This is a genomic window from Methylophaga sp. OBS1 (assembly GCF_026319365.1).
This window is the reverse complement of record NZ_JAPDMS010000001.1, coordinates 692146-707820: the sequence shown is the minus strand read 5'-3', so window position 1 is coordinate 707820 and position 15675 is coordinate 692146. Positions and strand designations below refer to the sequence as shown.

The following is a 15675-nucleotide window of genomic DNA, read 5'->3' as shown; positions in this document are numbered from 1 at the left end:
GACTCTGTGCTTAACGTTTTTTGTTGCCGGCGATTTTCAGACGCAGTGCATTCAGTTTAATGAAGCCTTCCGCATCTTTCTGATCATAAGCACCGGCATCATCTTCAAAGGTCGCAATCGATTCGTCGAACAGGCTGTCTGTTTCAGACGCTCGGCCAACCACGATCACATTGCCTTTGTAGAGCTTGACTCTGACCACACCGTTTACGGTTTTTTGCGACTCATCAATCATTGACTGCATCATCACCCGTTCCGGTGCCCACCAGTATCCGTTGTAAATCATCTGCGCATATCGTGGCATCAGCTCATCTTTCAGGTGAGCGACTTCACGATCCAGTGTCAGCGATTCAATCGCACGGTGTGCTTTCAGCATGACGGTACCGGCCGGCGTTTCATAACAGCCGCGGGACTTCATACCGACATAACGGTTTTCGACGATATCCAGACGGCCGATACCATTGTCACCGGCGACTTTATTCAAGTAGCTCATCACGGTAGCCGGTGTCATCCGTTCCCCGTTGATGGCGACGATATCACCCTGCTCATAGGTCAGTTCCAGATAAGTCGGCTCATCCGGCGCATTTTCCGGTGATACTGACCAGCGCCACATGGATTCTTCCGGTTCGGCCCATGGGTCTTCCAGAATGCCGCCCTCATAGGAGATATGCAGCAGGTTGGCATCCATCGAATAGGGCGATTTCTTGCCCTGCTTCATTTCCACCGGTATGCCATGCTGTTCTGCATAATCCAGCAGTTTCTGACGCGACAGCAGATCCCATTCACGCCAAGGGGCAATGACTTTGATGCCAGGCTTCAGCGCATAGGCACCCAATTCGAAACGCACCTGGTCATTACCTTTACCGGTGGCACCGTGAGAGACGGCTTCGGCGCCTGTCTCGCTGGCGATCTCTACCAGCCGTTTGGCAATCAAAGGCCGGGCAATGGAAGTACCCAGCAGGTACTCACCTTCGTAAATGGCATTGGCACGAAACATCGGAAAAACATAATCGCGGGCGAATTCTTCACGCAGGTCTTCAATAAAGATTTCCTTGATGCCCAGCGACTTGGCCTTGGCACGGGCCGGCTCGACTTCTTCACCTTGTCCCAGATCGGCAGTAAAGGTCACTACCTCGGCGTCATATTTATCCTGCAGCCATTTCAAAATAACTGAAGTATCAAGGCCTCCTGAGTAGGCCAGCACGACTTTATTAATCTTAGACATGGGCAAAAATGATTCCTGTAAATTGAGGCCCGGCTACCCTTTTCCTGTAACCACAGTTAGCGGTCAACCGGCGCGTTTCTTGAATAAAAAATGAGGCGCTATTGTATCAAAGTCCCTTCAGCGCAAGCACTTCTTTCACTGCCTGACGCTCATTACCTTTGCAGCTGATGAGCCTGGGCGCATCGAGAAAGCGGAGACGAAAACCCAGCTTGCGGTAGAGCTTGAGCACTCTGTCGGTGGCCTGATTGGATAAGATCACCGGCCCGGGATGGCGACTGAGCCATTTAGCCAGCCTTTCCTGGTCGTCCCAGTCAAAACCCTGCTGAGAGTATTGATGAAACGGTGTGTCGTAGGGTGGATCAGCATAGATAAAGTCGTCATCAGCCACTTTCAGTTGTTCAAAGTCGACATTACTGAACTGCCACTGTGATAGCACCGGCTGATAATGACTGAAGTCATCCTGATAGTTGATGGTTTTGTAGCGACCGAACGGGACGTTATAACCACCCTTTTTATTAAACCGGCACAAGCCGTTATAACCGGTACGGTTAAGATAATAAAACAGCTGGGCGGCCATCAGTTTCGAGGCCGGGTCGCCATTGAGACGGTTAAAGGTGTCACGACTCTTGTAATAAACCTTCTCGTTATTGACCATCTCGATATCAATCACCAGCCCCTGTTTGAGATGCTGGTAAAAATTAATCAGAGCCGGATTCAGATCATTGAGCAGTGCGCGCTCGGGATTAAGTCCCAGCGCCACCGACAGACCACCGCAGAACGGCTCGACCAGCCGCTTTTCTTTATGCTGACGCCAGTAATACTGGAGATACTGTATTAACCAGCGTTTGCCTCCAGCCCATTTAAGTGGCGGTTTCAGTGTGTGAGTGTGTTGCTTTTTGACGGCCATGAATACGGGAGAATATCACGCAAAAAAAGGGCATGCTTGCATGTAAAGCAGGCATGCCCTGATTTCATCTGCTCTGGCGGCTGCCAGGTAAATCCAGCATTACTTGGAATGCAGGGTTTTACGCGGAGGCATCAAATCGGTAATGCTGCCCTCTGCCATTTCGGCAGCAAAACACAGCGTTTCCGACAGGGTCGGATGCGGATGGATGGTCAGGCCGATATCTTCAGCATCTGCCCCCATTTCCAACGCCAGCGTGGCCTCAGCAATCAGTTCACCGGCATTCGGTCCGACAATACCGGCACCGAGCAGACGACCTGTCTCTTTTTCGAACAGTGCTTTGGTCAGGCCTTCGTCACGGCCGAGACTGAGGCTACGGCCACTGGCTGCCCAGGGGAAGGCGCCCTTGACGTAGTCGATGCCCTGCTTCTTGGCTTCATCTTCGCTGATGCCCATCCAGGCCACTTCCGGATCGGTATAAGCCACTGACGGAATGGTCATTGGTTCAAACACGGATTTCTGTCCGGCAATCACCTCAGCAGCCACTTTGCCTTCATGGGTGGCTTTATGTGCGAGCATCGGCTGGCCGACGATATCGCCAATCGCAAAGATGTGTGGCACATTGGTGCGCATCTGACCATCGGTGGCAATAAAACCCCAGTCATCGACAGAAACACCGGCAGCTTCGGCATTGATCAACTTGCCGTTAGGAGTACGGCCCACCGCCACCAGGATCTTGTCGAAAGTATCTTCCTCCGGCGCATCTTTACCCTCGAATTTGACCTTGAGGCCTTTTTTCTGTGGTTCGATGCTCGCCACTTTGGTGCTGAGGAAAATATTTTCATATTTATCCTGAACCCGTTTCAGCAGCGGTTTGACGATATCCTTGTCCGCACCAGGAATCAGGCTGTCCTGCATTTCGACAACGGTAATTTTAGAACCCAGTGCGTCATAGACAGTGGCCATTTCCATACCAATAATGCCACCGCCGATGACCAGTAGTCTCTCTGGCACATCTTCCAATTCCAGCGCATCGGTGGAGTCCATCATGCGTGGGTCATCGTGCGGGAAAACAGGGATCTTGGTAACACGTGAACCGGCTGCAATAATGCAGTTCTCGAATGAAATGGTCTTAGTGCCATTTTCACCCTCCACCTGCAGCGTATTAGGGCTGGTGAAGCTGCCTTCACCGTGGACGATGCTGACTTTACGTTGTTTGGCGAGGCCCTGCAGACCACCGGTCAGCTGTTTGACCACACTGTCTTTCCAACCGGCCAGTTCTTTCAGGTTTATTTCAGGCTTGCCGAACTTAATACCATGGCCGCCCATTTCATCGGCTTCATTGATGATCTGTGCCGTATGCAGCAGCGCCTTGGACGGAATACAACCCACGTTAAGACAGACACCACCGATACGCTGATGGCGCTCGACCATCACCACGTTTTTACCTAAATCAGCGGCGCGGAATGCGGCCGTGTAACCACCAGGACCTGAACCCAGTACCAGTACTTCGGCATGCATATCAGCATCGCCTGCTGGCGCAGCGGCTGGTGTCGGTGCCGGCTTGGATTCTGTTTTAGTCTCGGTTTTGCTTTCCTGTTTGGCTTCGGCTGGTTCTTCATCAGACTGTTCAGACTCGGCCACTTCCACAGTCAGAATGACATCGCCTTCACTGACTTTGTCACCGACACTGACTTTCAGGTTGGCGACTTTGCCGCTCACCGTGGAAGGGATTTCCATCGCAGCCTTGTCAGATTCCAGGGTAATGATGTCCTGATTTTCGCTGATCTCTTCACCTTCGCTGACCAGCACTTCAATAATTTCAACGGCGTCAAAATCGCCGATATCGGGGACTTTAACCTCGATTACACTCATAGTAATACCTTCCTGATATCTGACAACATCTGGCTCAACATCACGGTGAAACGGGCACCGGCAGCGCCGTCAATCACACGGTGATCGTAGGAGATGGATAATGGCAGCATCAGACGCGGCTCAAACTCTTTACCGTTCCAGACGGGTTTCATGCTGTGACGGCTGACGCCCAGAATGGCGACCTCCGGTGCATTCACAATCGGTGTGAAAAACTGACCACCGATACCACCCAGGCTGGAAATCGAGAAAGTACCACCCTGCATGTCTTTGGCGCTCAATGCACCATCACGGGCGCGCTGGCTGATTTCACCCAGCTCACCGGCCAGTTCCAGAAAGCCTTTCTTATCGACATCCTTGATGACAGGCACCATCAGACCGTTCGGTGTATCCACCGCCACCCCGATGTTGTAGTACTCCTTCAGAATCAGGCTTTCTTTGTCTTCACTCAAAGAGGCATTGAATTCCGGATAGGCTTTCAGACAGGCGACCACGGCTTTCATGATGAAAACCAGCGGGGTCAGGTTGACGCCGCGATCTTTGGCCATCTGTTTGTTTTCCTGACGGAATTCTTCCAGCTCAGTAATATCGGCTTCATCAAACTGGGTCACGTGCGGAATATTGAGCCAGCAGGCATGCAAGTGCTTGCCGGAAATCTTCTTGATACGTGACAGTTCCTGGGCCTCGATATCGCCGAACTGTTCAAAGTTGACGGTCGGTACCGGTGGGATGGCACTGCCACCCTGAGCAGGCGCCGCTGCTGGCTGGGTCAGGGCATTCTTAACATAACCCTGCACATCTTCTTTAGTGATACGGCCTTTAGGACCGGTACCGGTCACTGAAGTCAGAACGACACCCAGTTCCCGGGCAAAGCGACGCACCGATGGTGAAGCATGGGCCCGGCGGATACCGGACTTGTTATCAGGCGCATAAGGAATCGGATCCTTCAACTGCGGCTCCTGGGAGACACTGCCCGCCTCTGCCGTTGTTGGTGCCGGCGCCTGATCCTGCTTGGGCGCTTCTGCTTTTTTCGGCTCAGCAGGTTTTTCTTCTGCTTTGGGCGCTTCAGCAGGCTTTTCTTCCTGCTTGTCTTCTGCAGCAGCGCCACCGGCGGCCTCAACCAGTGCAATCACCGTACCTTCACTGACCCTGTCACCAACGGAAACTTTCAGTTCCTTGATTACCCCGCCCTTGTCGGCCGGGATTTCCATCATCGCCTTATCAGACTCTACCGTGATGACTTCCTGGTTTTCATCAATGCTGTCGCCCTCGGCAACCAGCACTTCAATGATTTCAACGTCTTCGAAGTCACCAATATCGGGTACTTTAATTTCAATCAAATCTGCCATTGTTTATGCCTTAACCGGGTTCATTGCATCCGCTTTGATGTCGTATTTCTTGATCGCATCAGCGACAACTTCAGGCTTGATTTCGCCCTGCTCTGCCAGCGTGCTCAAGGTAGCCACGACAACGTGATAGCGGTCGACTTCAAAGAAACTACGCAGTTTCTCACGGGTGTCGCTGCGGCCAAAGCCGTCAGTGCCCAGCACAGTAAACGGCGCTTTAACCCATGGGCGGATTTGCTCAGCATAGATGCGGATATAATCCGTTGCAGCAACCACAACACCCGGCTCGTCATCCAGGCATTCAGACACGTAACTGCGTTTCTTGTCAGCACCCGGATGCAGGCGGTTATAACGATCAACTTCCTGACCGTCACGGGTCAGCTCATTGATGCTGGTCGCGCTCCAGACGGTGGCAGCCACTTTCCAGTCTTTTTCCAGCAGTTCTGCAGCCGCTTCCACTTCACGCAGGATAGTGCCGCTGCCCAGCAGTTGTGCTTTCAGCTTATGCTTACCACCCGCTCTGAGTTTGTACATACCTTTGATGATGCCTTCCTCGGCACCTTTTGGCATTTCAGGGTGCTGGTAGTTTTCGTTCATCGCGGTGATGTAATAGAAAACATTCTCCTGCTTCTCGTACATACGTTTCATACCGTTATGTACGATAACCGCCATTTCATAGGCATAAGTCGGGTCGTAGCTGACACAGTTCGGAATCGCGTTTGCCATCAGCAGGTTATGACCATCCTGATGCTGCAGACCTTCACCATTCAGGGTAGTACGACCGGCAGTACCGCCAATCAGGAAACCTTTGGCCTGCATATCGCCGGCCAGCCACCACAGGTCACCGACCCGCTGGTAACCGAACATGGAGTAATAGATGTAGAACGGCACCATGTTTACGCCATAGTTGGCATAAGCGGTTGCCGCAGACACCCACTCGGCCATGGAGCCGGCTTCGTTGATACCCTCTTCCAGGATCTGGCCTTTGGTATCTTCGCGGTACCACATGACCTTACCGGAATCTTCCGGTTCATATCGCTGACCGGATGAAGAGTAGATGCCAATCGAGCGGAACAGGCCTTCCATACCAAAGGTACGGGCCTCATCCGGTACGATAGGCACGATGTTCTTGCCGATTTTCTTGTCGCGAATCAGGGCGGTGAGAACGCGGACAAAAGCCATGGTGGTAGACAGTTCGCGATCACCACTGGATTTCAGTACGGCATCAAAGGTTTTCAGCTCAGGAATTTCCAGTGCCGGTGCATCGTGATTGCGTTTAGGCAGGAAACCACCCAATTCTTCACGACGTTCCAGCAGATATTTTTTCTCAGGACTGTCATCTTTGAGCTTGATGAACGGAATTTCATCAATGTCTTCATCGGAAACCGGAATATTGAAACGGTCACGGAAACGCTTCATCTGTTCGATTTCGAGTTTCTTCTGCTGGTGCGTGGTGTTCTGACCTTCACCAGCTTCGCCCATACCGTAACCTTTTACGGTTTTCGCGAGAATAACGGTCGGCTGTCCTTCATGCTCAACAGCACGTTTGTAAGCAGCATAGATCTTACGAGGATCATGGCCACCACGAGACAGGTGCCAGATGTCCTCGTCGGTCATATCGGAGACCATTTCCAGCAGCTCAGGATATTTGCCGAAGAAATGCTTACGCACATAAGCACCATCTTTGGCTTTGTAGTTCTGGTATTCACCATCGACCACTTCTTCCATGCGCTTGAGCAGCAGACCTTTGGTATCGCGGGCCAGCAGTTGATCCCAGCCACTGCCCCAGATCACTTTGATGACGTTCCAGCCGGCACCACGGAACAGGGCTTCCAGTTCCTGAATGATTTTGCCGTTACCACGTACCGGGCCATCAAGGCGCTGCAGGTTACAGTTAACAACATAAATCAGGTTGTCGAGTTTTTCACGACCCGCCAGCGTGATCGCACCCAGCGACTCCGGCTCATCCATTTCACCGTCACCCAGATAAGCCCAGACATGGCGACCTTCGGTGGCGACGATTTCACGGTGCTGCATGTATTTCATGAAGCGCGCCTGGTAGATGGCGAGAATCGGACCCAGCCCCATTGATACAGTCGGGAACTGCCAGTAGTCCGGCATCAGCCAGGGGTGAGGGTAAGAAGACAGACCATTGCCGTCCACTTCAAAACGGAAGTTTTCCAGTTGCTCCTCGGTCAGGCGACCTTCCAGGAAAGAGCGGGCATAGATGCCGGGCGCCGAGTGGCCCTGGAAGAAGACCATATCGGAGCCGTTGCCATAATCATCCCCTTTAAAGAAGTGATTGAAGCCAACGTCGTACAGGGTGGCGGCGGATGAGAAGCTGGCAATATGACCACCGACAGATCCGGGTTTCATATTGGCTTTAACCACCATCGCCATCGCATTCCAGCGGATATACGATCTTAATTTATGTTCCATCGCCTGATCGCCAGGGATGCGTTCTTGCTGATCGACCGGAATCGTGTTGACGTAGGCGGTGTTGGCGCTATACGGCAGGTTGATGCCGGTGCGGCGTGCCATATCAATGAGTTTCTCAATGATATAGTGCGCTTTTTCATCACCACCGGCCTCAATCACAGACTCGAGTGCATCAAGCCATTCCTGAGTTTCCTGTGGATCGTGATCGACAAAATCAGTCATAAATACCTTCTTTAATCATTACGCGATGAGTATCAGCGGGACATTGTAACAGTTTTTGTTCAAAATCATCTTCACAACACCCTGCTGAGACAGGCTGAATGCCGCTCAATGCGAAGAAAAATCTTTACTGGCAAATATTTATCAAACAGCAGCGATTCTCAACAAGATTAAAAATTGTTGTGAATCTGCTTGTTGGGAAAAACGGGGAAATGTGGACTGCCTGACGACGATATCAGACATCATCTCCACCCTTTAAGGCTGACTCAGCTTTTTTGTCGCGCCGCGTGCACCAGGCGCACTCCCAGCAATCCGGTGAGAATCACAATGTAGACTACCGGCTCGCGGATATCGGCCTTGACCAGCATGAGGAAATGCACACAGGCTGCGGCGGCAACAAAATAGGACAATCTGTGTAATTTTTTCCAGCGACGGCCTCCCATACGCTTCACCATTTTGTTCGTGGAAGTCATCACTAAAGGCAACAGTGCGACAAAGTTGATGAAGCCGACGGTAATAAACGGGCGTTTGATGATATCGCGCCAGATTTCACTCCAGTCGAAAAACTGATCCAGCCCCAGATAGAGCAGCATATGCACCGTGGCATAGAAAAAGGCAAACAGCCCCAGCATGCGACGAAAACGAACAAGCTGATTGAGCCCGGTCAACCAACGCAACGGAGTGACACAAAGCGTTATCAATAAAAAGCGCAGCGCCCAGAGCCCACTCAGACGTGTGACCGTATCAATCGGATTGGCCCCAAGCTGATGACTGAAAAAACCCCAGACCATGTAGACAAAAGGCCATAAACAGAGCAAGAACAGTCCTGCTTTGAGGTGGCTGACTTTGATCAGCTTGTGCTTGTCTTTGCTAGAAATAGCGTTTGAGGTCCATGCCTGTATAGAGCTCAGCAACGTCATCACCATATCCGTTAAACATCAGCGTATCGCGTTTGAGAAACTCGCCGATACGACGCTCTTTGCGCTGGCTCCAGCGCGGATGATCCACATTCGGGTTTACGTTGGAATAAAAACCATACTCGCTGGCATTGGCTTTAACCCACGCGGTGTAGGGCATTTTCTCGACAAAACGAATGCGGACTATCGACTTGATACTCTTGAATCCATACTTCCAGGGCACCACCAAGCGAATCGGCGCACCATTCTGTCCCAGCAGTTCTTTACCATAGAGGCCCACAGACAGGATGGTCAGCGGATGCATCGCTTCATCAATACGTAGCCCTTCCACGTATGGCCACTCGAGTACATCACGACGCTGTCCGGGCATCTGCTCCGGGTCATACAAGGTAGTGAACTCGACAAATTTGGCTTTTGAGGTCGGCTTGGCCTGCTTGAGCAGCTCTCCCAGCGGGAAACCAATCCATGGGATCACCATAGACCAGCCCTCCACACAGCGCATACGATAAATACGTTCCTCCATGGTGAAGGGTTTGACCAGATCGTCGTATTCAAATACGCCCGGGTTCTCGCATTCCCCGTCTATTTCCACGCGCCAGGGCTTGGACTCATCGGGGAACTCGGTGGCATAAAGAGACGGCGCCTCTTTACTGGTGCCGAATTCATAAAAGTTGTTGTAGGTGGTAATCGCCTCAAACGTCGTTTTTTCTTCGTCAGTGGAAAACTGGCTTTTTTTCAGGGTTTCATAGACCTTGAGTTCGTCGACCGGTTTGGCAAGCCCTACTGAGGGCAATGCCGAGGCGAGGCCCACCGAAATGGCGGTGTTGAGAAACTGTCTGCGATTTTTATAGACCTGATAATCGGTGACTTCTGACTCGGGCAGGTCCCAGGATTTTTTGCGTTTGATAAACATCTAATCACCTCGATTTTGCCGGCATTGATGCACAATCCAGTAATCCAGACTCAAATACTTACCGGCACCGATAAAAAACAGCGTCAGCAGCATGACAAAGTAAGTCGCGGCGAACTCAATGCCATTGTTCAGCACAACAAAACTACCGGTTTCAGCCAGCCAGTCGTAATTGCCATGTTCCTGCAGAATGCTGCGAGCTTTCTCCAGTCTATCCATGGCGCCGTCAAGATTATCTGAAGGAAAAGCACTCATGCCGTCGTGGATTGCCTGCCAGCCGTTTTGCCAGTGCACAGTGACCGCAGCGACGACCATCGTGATCATCAGGGGAATCGCCATCCAACGCACCGCCAGGCCCAACAACAAGGCAATAGCACCGAAGTACTCAGCCCCCCAGGCGAGATAGGCCATCAGCTCGGGAAAGGGTAATCCCAGGCCCCAATCCGGGTTGGCAAACCAGTTGATGGTGTTTTCCAGCGAGCTGTCAGCATCAAACGGATTCCATTTGTTGTTGGCAGCCACCCAGAACACCGGAACCAGATAAAGTCGTAACAGCAGTGGCGCAAGAAAATCGACACCGCGGGTTTTATCCAAGCCATTTTTCAGAGTACAGCCGAGGCGAGTCAGTATCATGATGATGCTTCCCTATGAAAGGATAAGGGCTCTGATGAGCCCTTATCCGTCTATCAGATGTGGGCGGTTGGTTTACTTGTTACCACCACACTTGGCTTCACCACACTTGCCTTCATCCATTTTTTTGTCGCCGCCACATTTACCTTCTTCGGCTTTTTTATCACCGCCACATTTGGCTTCGCCGCATTTACCTTCTTCGGTTTTCTTGTCACCGCCACACTTGGCTTCACCACATTTGCCTTCTTCAGCATGATGTTCTGCCAGTTGCATATAGCCGTTGGACAGTTCCTGAGCAGCAAAGGGGTTCTCAGCACTGGCGATGCTGGGAGACAGTGCCAGACCAGCAGTCATAGCAGCACTGGCAGCGATTGCAATAGAGGTTTTCTTGCTTGTAGCCATGGTTATATCCTTCTCGTTGTGAAACAAAAAACAACCGGCCGCGCATGAGCCAGTCCTGCTACCATAGACTTTTATGTTCGGTGATTGTTACAAACAGAATGAAAAAAATTGCCTCAGCCGAGCAAATGGACGAACAAACGCTGATTACAAAGCTGATTGAGGGTGATGGTGACGCCTTTGAATTTGTCGTTGGGCGCTACCACAGCATCATGCTCTCGGTCGCCAGAGCGATAATCGGTGAAGCCTTTGCAGATGACGTGGTGCAGGAAGCCTGGATATCCGCTATCCATGCCCTGCCACGCTTTGAAGGCCGATCCAGTCTTAAAACCTGGCTGCTACAAATCACGGGTAACAGTGCCAAGAGCCGTTTGCGACGTGAGCGTCGGCAATTGTCTCTGGATGATGGCTGGCAGGCCGAGCCGGATGAGAAGTTCGATAAGCGCGGACATCGGATTGATGATGTGCTGCCATGGAATATTGAGACGCCCGATGCTCTGCTGGAAAACGAACAACTGAGACAAGTCATCGAAGACACGTTTCAGGCATTACCCCCGCATCAACGGGCCGTGCTGACTATGGCAGATATAGAAGGTCTGAAGATGGCAGAGATCTGTAACATTCTGGATATCTCTGCGTCTAATGCAAGAGTCCTCCTGCACCGTGCACGGACCGCCTTACATCATAGTATTGAAAAGTATCAGGATCGCTAGCTAAATGTTTGAATGTAAAGACGTCGCTGAAGAAGCCAGTAACTATCTGGATGGTGATTTGCCATTAGCGAAGCGGATTGGTCTGCTGCTGCATCTGATGTATTGCAGCTGCTGCCGTCGTTATTTACAACAGTTACGTCAGACTATCAGTACTGTGTCTGTCCTGCGTCCCCAGGAACAACACCAGACTGATACGCAGGCGCTGGCAGAAAAACTGCGTGCGATATCTAAAACTGAGTCCTGAATTTTTTATACGCAAATTGCACTGGATAATGAATAACCACAGAGGCACAGGTTATAAAGAATATTAATCCGCAGATTTCGCAGATGTTCGCAGATTGTCCTGACTGGAATCACTCGAGTTGAAACATCCTGCAGTTGCCATCGTTTAATTTAATCTGTGGAAATCGGTGGAATCTGCGGATAGCTATTATTGACTCTGTGTTCTCTGTGCCTCTGTGGTTATTCATTATCCAGTGCAATTTGCGTATAAAAAATTCAGGACTCAGTTTTAGATATCGCACGCAGTTTTTCTGCCAGCGCCTGCGTATCAGTCTGGTGTTGTTCCTGGGGACGCAGGACAGACACAGTACTGATAGTCTGACGTAACTGTTGTAAATAACGACGGCAGCAGCTGCAATACATCAGATGCAGCAGCAGACCAATCCGCTTCGCTAATGGCAAATCACCATCCAGATAGTTACTGGCTTCTTCAGCGACGTCTTTACATTCAAACATTTAGCTAGCGATCCTGATACTTTTCAATACTATGATGTAAGGCGGTCCGTGCACGGTGCAGGANGACTCTTGCATTGGACGCAGAGATATCCAGAATGTTACANATCTCTGCCATCTTCAGACCTTCTATATCTGCCATAGTCAGCACGGCCCGTTGATGCGGGGGTAATGCCTGAAACGTGTCTTCGATGACTTGTCTCAGTTGTTCGTTTTCCAGCAGAGCATCGGGCGTCTCAATATTCCATGGCAGCACATCATCAATCCGATGTCCGCGCTTATCGAACTTCTCATCCGGCTCGGCCTGCCAGCCATCATCCAGAGACAATTGCCGACGCTCACGTCGCAAACGGCTCTTGGCACTGTTACCCGTGATTTGTAGCAGCCAGGTTTTAAGACTGGATCGGCCTTCAAAGCGTGGCAGGGCATGGATAGCGGATATCCAGGCTTCCTGCACCACGTCATCTGCAAAGGCTTCACCGATTATCGCTCTGGCGACCGAGAGCATGATGCTGTGGTAGCGCCCAACGACAAATTCAAAGGCGTCACCATCACCCTCAATCAGCTTTGTAATCAGCGTTTGTTCGTCCATTTGCTCGGCTGAGGCAATTTTTTTCATTCTGTTTGTAACAATCACCGAACATAAAAGTCTATGGTAGCAGGACTGGCTCATGCGCGGCCGGTTGTTTTTTGTTTCACAACGAGAAGGATATAACCATGGCTACAAGCAAGAAAACCTCTATTGCAATCGCTGCCAGTGCTGCTATGACTGCTGGTCTGGCACTGTCTCCCAGCATCGCCAGTGCTGAGAACCCCTTTGCTGCTCAGGAACTGTCCAACGGCTATATGCAACTGGCAGAACATCATGCTGAAGAAGGCAAATGTGGTGAAGCCAAGTGTGGCGGTGACAAGAAAACCGAAGAAGGTAAATGCGGCGAAGCCAAATGTGGCGGTGATAAAAAAGCCGAAGAAGGTAAATGTGGCGGCGACAAAAAAATGGATGAAGGCAAGTGTGGTGAAGCCAAGTGTGGTGGTAACAAGTAAACCAACCGCCCACATCTGATAGACGGATAAGGGCTCATCAGAGCCCTTATCCTTTCATAGGGAAGCATCATCATGATACTGACTCGCCTCGGCTGTACTCTGAAAAATGGCTTGGATAAAACCCGCGGTGTCGATTTTCTTGCGCCACTGCTGTTACGACTTTATCTGGTTCCGGTGTTCTGGGTGGCTGCCAACAACAAATGGAATCCGTTTGATGCTGACAGCTCGCTGGAAAACACCATCAACTGGTTTGCCAACCCGGATTGGGGCCTGGGATTACCCTTTCCCGAGCTGATGGCCTATCTCGCCTGGGGGGCTGAGTACTTCGGTGCTATTGCCTTGTTGTTGGGCCTGGCGGTGCGTTGGATGGCGATTCCCCTGATGATCACGATGGTCGTCGCTGCGGTCACTGTGCACTGGCAAAACGGCTGGCAGGCAATCCACGACGGCATGAGTGCTTTTCCTTCAGATAATCTTGACGGCGCCATGGATAGACTGGAGAAAGCTCGCAGCATTCTGCAGGAACATGGCAATTACGACTGGCTGGCTGAAACCGGTAGTTTTGTTGTGCTGAACAATGGCATTGAGTTCGCCGCGACTTACTTTGTCATGCTGCTGACGCTGTTTTTTATCGGTGCCGGTAAGTATTTGAGTCTGGATTACTGGATTGTGCATCAATGCCGGCAAAATCGAGGTGATTAGATGTTTATCAAACGCAAAAAATCCTGGGACCTGCCCGAGTCAGAAGTCACCGATTATCAGGTCTATAAAAATCGCAGACAGTTTCTCAACACCGCCATTTCGGTGGGCCTCGCCTCGGCATTGCCCTCAGTAGGGCTTGCCAAACCGGTCGACGAACTCAAGGTCTATGAAACCCTGAAAAAAAGCCAGTTTTCCACTGACGAAGAAAAAACGACGTTTGAGGCGATTACCACCTACAACAACTTTTATGAATTCGGCACCAGTAAAGAGGCGCCGTCTCTTTATGCCACCGAGTTCCCCGATGAGTCCAAGCCCTGGCGCGTGGAAATAGACGGGGAATGCGAGAACCCGGGCGTATTTGAATACGACGATCTGGTCAAACCCTTCACCATGGAGGAACGTATTTATCGTATGCGCTGTGTGGAGGGCTGGTCTATGGTGATCCCATGGATTGGTTTCCCGCTGGGAGAGCTGCTCAAGCAGGCCAAGCCGACCTCAAAAGCCAAATTTGTCGAGTTCACTACCTTGTATGACCCGGAGCAGATGCCCGGACAGCGTCGTGATGTACTCGAGTGGCCATACGTGGAAGGGCTACGTATTGATGAAGCGATGCATCCGCTGACCATCCTGTCTGTGGGCCTCTATGGTAAAGAACTGCTGGGACAGAATGGTGCGCCGATTCGCTTGGTGGTGCCCTGGAAGTATGGATTCAAGAGTATCAAGTCGATAGTCCGCATTCGTTTTGTCGAGAAAATGCCCTACACCGCGTGGGTTAAAGCCAATGCCAGCGAGTATGGTTTTTATTCCAACGTAAACCCGAATGTGGATCATCCGCGCTGGAGCCAGCGCAAAGAGCGTCGTATCGGCGAGTTTCTCAAACGCGATACGCTGATGTTTAACGGATATGGTGATGACGTTGCTGAGCTCTATACAGGCATGGACCTCAAACGCTATTTCTAGCAAAGACAAGCACAAGCTGATCAAAGTCAGCCACCTCAAAGCAGGACTGTTCTTGCTCTGTTTATGGCCTTTTGTCTACATGGTCTGGGGTTTTTTCAGTCATCAGCTTGGGGCCAATCCGATTGATACGGTCACACGTCTGAGTGGGCTCTGGGCGCTGCGCTTTTTATTGATAACGCTTTGTGTCACTCCGTTGCGTTGGTTGACCGGGCTCAATCAGCTTGTTCGTTTTCGTCGCATGCTGGGGCTGTTTGCCTTTTTCTATGCCACGGTGCATATGCTGCTCTATCTGGGGCTGGATCAGTTTTTCGACTGGAGTGAAATCTGGCGCGATATCATCAAACGCCCGTTTATTACCGTCGGCTTCATCAACTTTGTCGCACTGTTGCCTTTAGTGATGACTTCCACGAACAAAATGGTGAAGCGTATGGGAGGCCGTCGCTGGAAAAAATTACACAGATTGTCCTATTTTGTTGCCGCCGCAGCCTGTGTGCATTTCCTCATGCTGGTCAAGGCCGATATCCGCGAGCCGGTAGTCTACATTGTGATTCTCACCGGATTGCTGGGAGTGCGCCTGGTGCACGCGGCGCGACAAAAAAGCTGAGTCAGCCTTAAAGGGTGGAGATGATGTCTGATATCGTCGTCAGGCAGTCCACATTTCCC

At 51.1% G+C, this 15675-nt stretch carries 17 protein-coding genes; 6 read left to right on the top strand and 11 right to left on the bottom strand.

What is annotated here, in order from left to right:
* Positions 1 to 10: 10 nt before the first annotated feature.
* The 9 genes from OMQ46_RS03420 to OMQ46_RS03380 all read right to left on the bottom strand — a co-directional run bounded on the left by OMQ46_RS03420 (position 11) and on the right by OMQ46_RS03380 (position 10861).
* On the bottom strand, positions 11 to 1222 hold the full coding sequence (locus tag OMQ46_RS03420) for an argininosuccinate synthase (protein WP_266235834.1): 1212 nt from the start codon (positions 1220 to 1222) through the stop codon (positions 11 to 13).
* A gap of 106 nt (positions 1223 to 1328) precedes the next feature.
* Positions 1329 to 2129 (bottom strand): DNA adenine methylase, encoded by an 801-nt coding sequence (locus OMQ46_RS03415; protein WP_266235835.1) that lies wholly within the window; start codon positions 2127 to 2129, stop codon positions 1329 to 1331.
* Positions 2130 to 2228: 99 nt separating this feature from the next.
* Positions 2229 to 4001 (bottom strand): dihydrolipoyl dehydrogenase, encoded by a 1773-nt coding sequence (lpdA, locus tag OMQ46_RS03410; RefSeq protein WP_266235836.1) that lies wholly within the window; start codon positions 3999 to 4001, stop codon positions 2229 to 2231.
* On the bottom strand, positions 3998 to 5347 hold the full coding sequence (locus OMQ46_RS03405) for a dihydrolipoyllysine-residue acetyltransferase (protein WP_266235837.1): 1350 nt from the start codon (positions 5345 to 5347) through the stop codon (positions 3998 to 4000). Before OMQ46_RS03405 ends, lpdA begins: the two co-directional genes overlap by 4 nt.
* A 3-nt stretch (positions 5348 to 5350) precedes the next feature.
* Positions 5351 to 8005: a pyruvate dehydrogenase (acetyl-transferring), homodimeric type gene (gene aceE, locus OMQ46_RS03400; RefSeq protein ID WP_266235838.1), complete on the bottom strand. Its 2655-nt coding sequence runs from the start codon at positions 8003 to 8005 to the stop codon at positions 5351 to 5353.
* A 263-nt stretch (positions 8006 to 8268) separates the two neighbouring features.
* Positions 8269 to 8922 (bottom strand): sulfite oxidase heme-binding subunit YedZ, encoded by a 654-nt coding sequence (locus OMQ46_RS03395; protein ID WP_266235839.1) that lies wholly within the window; start codon positions 8920 to 8922, stop codon positions 8269 to 8271.
* Positions 8873 to 9832 carry a protein-methionine-sulfoxide reductase catalytic subunit MsrP gene (msrP, locus tag OMQ46_RS03390; RefSeq protein ID WP_266235841.1) on the bottom strand — a complete coding sequence of 320 codons (960 nt, stop codon included), beginning with the start codon at positions 9830 to 9832 and terminating at the stop codon, positions 8873 to 8875. Before msrP (OMQ46_RS03390) ends, OMQ46_RS03395 begins: the two co-directional genes overlap by 50 nt.
* A complete protein-coding gene (locus OMQ46_RS03385) occupies positions 9833 to 10462 on the bottom strand; it encodes a DoxX family protein (protein WP_266235843.1) in 630 nt (209 codons plus the stop codon).
* A 72-nt stretch (positions 10463 to 10534) separates the two neighbouring features.
* Entirely contained in the window at positions 10535 to 10861 is a 327-nt protein-coding gene (locus OMQ46_RS03380) for a low-complexity protein (RefSeq protein ID WP_266235844.1), read from the bottom strand.
* 98 nt (positions 10862 to 10959) lie between these two features.
* Between OMQ46_RS03380 and OMQ46_RS03375 the strand changes: the two genes are divergently transcribed.
* Positions 10960 to 11571: an RNA polymerase sigma factor gene (locus OMQ46_RS03375; RefSeq protein ID WP_266235850.1), complete on the top strand. Its 612-nt coding sequence runs from the start codon at positions 10960 to 10962 to the stop codon at positions 11569 to 11571.
* A 4-nt stretch (positions 11572 to 11575) separates the two neighbouring features.
* Positions 11576 to 11815, top strand: coding sequence for a hypothetical protein (locus OMQ46_RS03370; RefSeq protein WP_266235848.1), 240 nt, complete (start codon positions 11576 to 11578; stop codon positions 11813 to 11815).
* A 254-nt stretch (positions 11816 to 12069) separates the two neighbouring features.
* Here the strand turns inward: OMQ46_RS03370 and OMQ46_RS03365 are convergent, their stop codons facing one another.
* Positions 12070 to 12309 (bottom strand): hypothetical protein, encoded by a 240-nt coding sequence (locus tag OMQ46_RS03365; RefSeq protein ID WP_266235848.1) that lies wholly within the window; start codon positions 12307 to 12309, stop codon positions 12070 to 12072.
* Between the two features lie 4 nt (positions 12310 to 12313).
* Positions 12314 to 12925, bottom strand: coding sequence for an RNA polymerase sigma factor (locus OMQ46_RS03360; protein WP_266235846.1), 612 nt, complete (start codon positions 12923 to 12925; stop codon positions 12314 to 12316).
* A 98-nt stretch (positions 12926 to 13023) separates the two neighbouring features.
* On the opposite strand from OMQ46_RS03360, the gene OMQ46_RS03355 reads away from it, so the two are divergent.
* From OMQ46_RS03355 to OMQ46_RS03340, 4 genes are all read left to right on the top strand, one after another.
* Entirely contained in the window at positions 13024 to 13350 is a 327-nt protein-coding gene (locus OMQ46_RS03355; RefSeq protein WP_266235844.1) for a low-complexity protein, read from the top strand.
* Positions 13351 to 13422: 72 nt separating this feature from the next.
* A complete protein-coding gene (locus tag OMQ46_RS03350) occupies positions 13423 to 14052 on the top strand; it encodes a DoxX family protein (RefSeq protein WP_266235843.1) in 630 nt (209 codons plus the stop codon).
* A complete protein-coding gene (gene msrP / locus OMQ46_RS03345; RefSeq protein WP_266235841.1) occupies positions 14053 to 15012 on the top strand; it encodes a protein-methionine-sulfoxide reductase catalytic subunit MsrP in 960 nt (319 codons plus the stop codon).
* Positions 14963 to 15616, top strand: a complete 654-nt coding sequence (locus tag OMQ46_RS03340) for a sulfite oxidase heme-binding subunit YedZ (RefSeq protein WP_266235839.1) — start codon at positions 14963 to 14965, stop codon at positions 15614 to 15616. The genes msrP (OMQ46_RS03345) and OMQ46_RS03340 overlap by 50 nt, the downstream gene beginning before the upstream one ends.
* Positions 15617 to 15675: the final 59 nt, after the last annotated feature.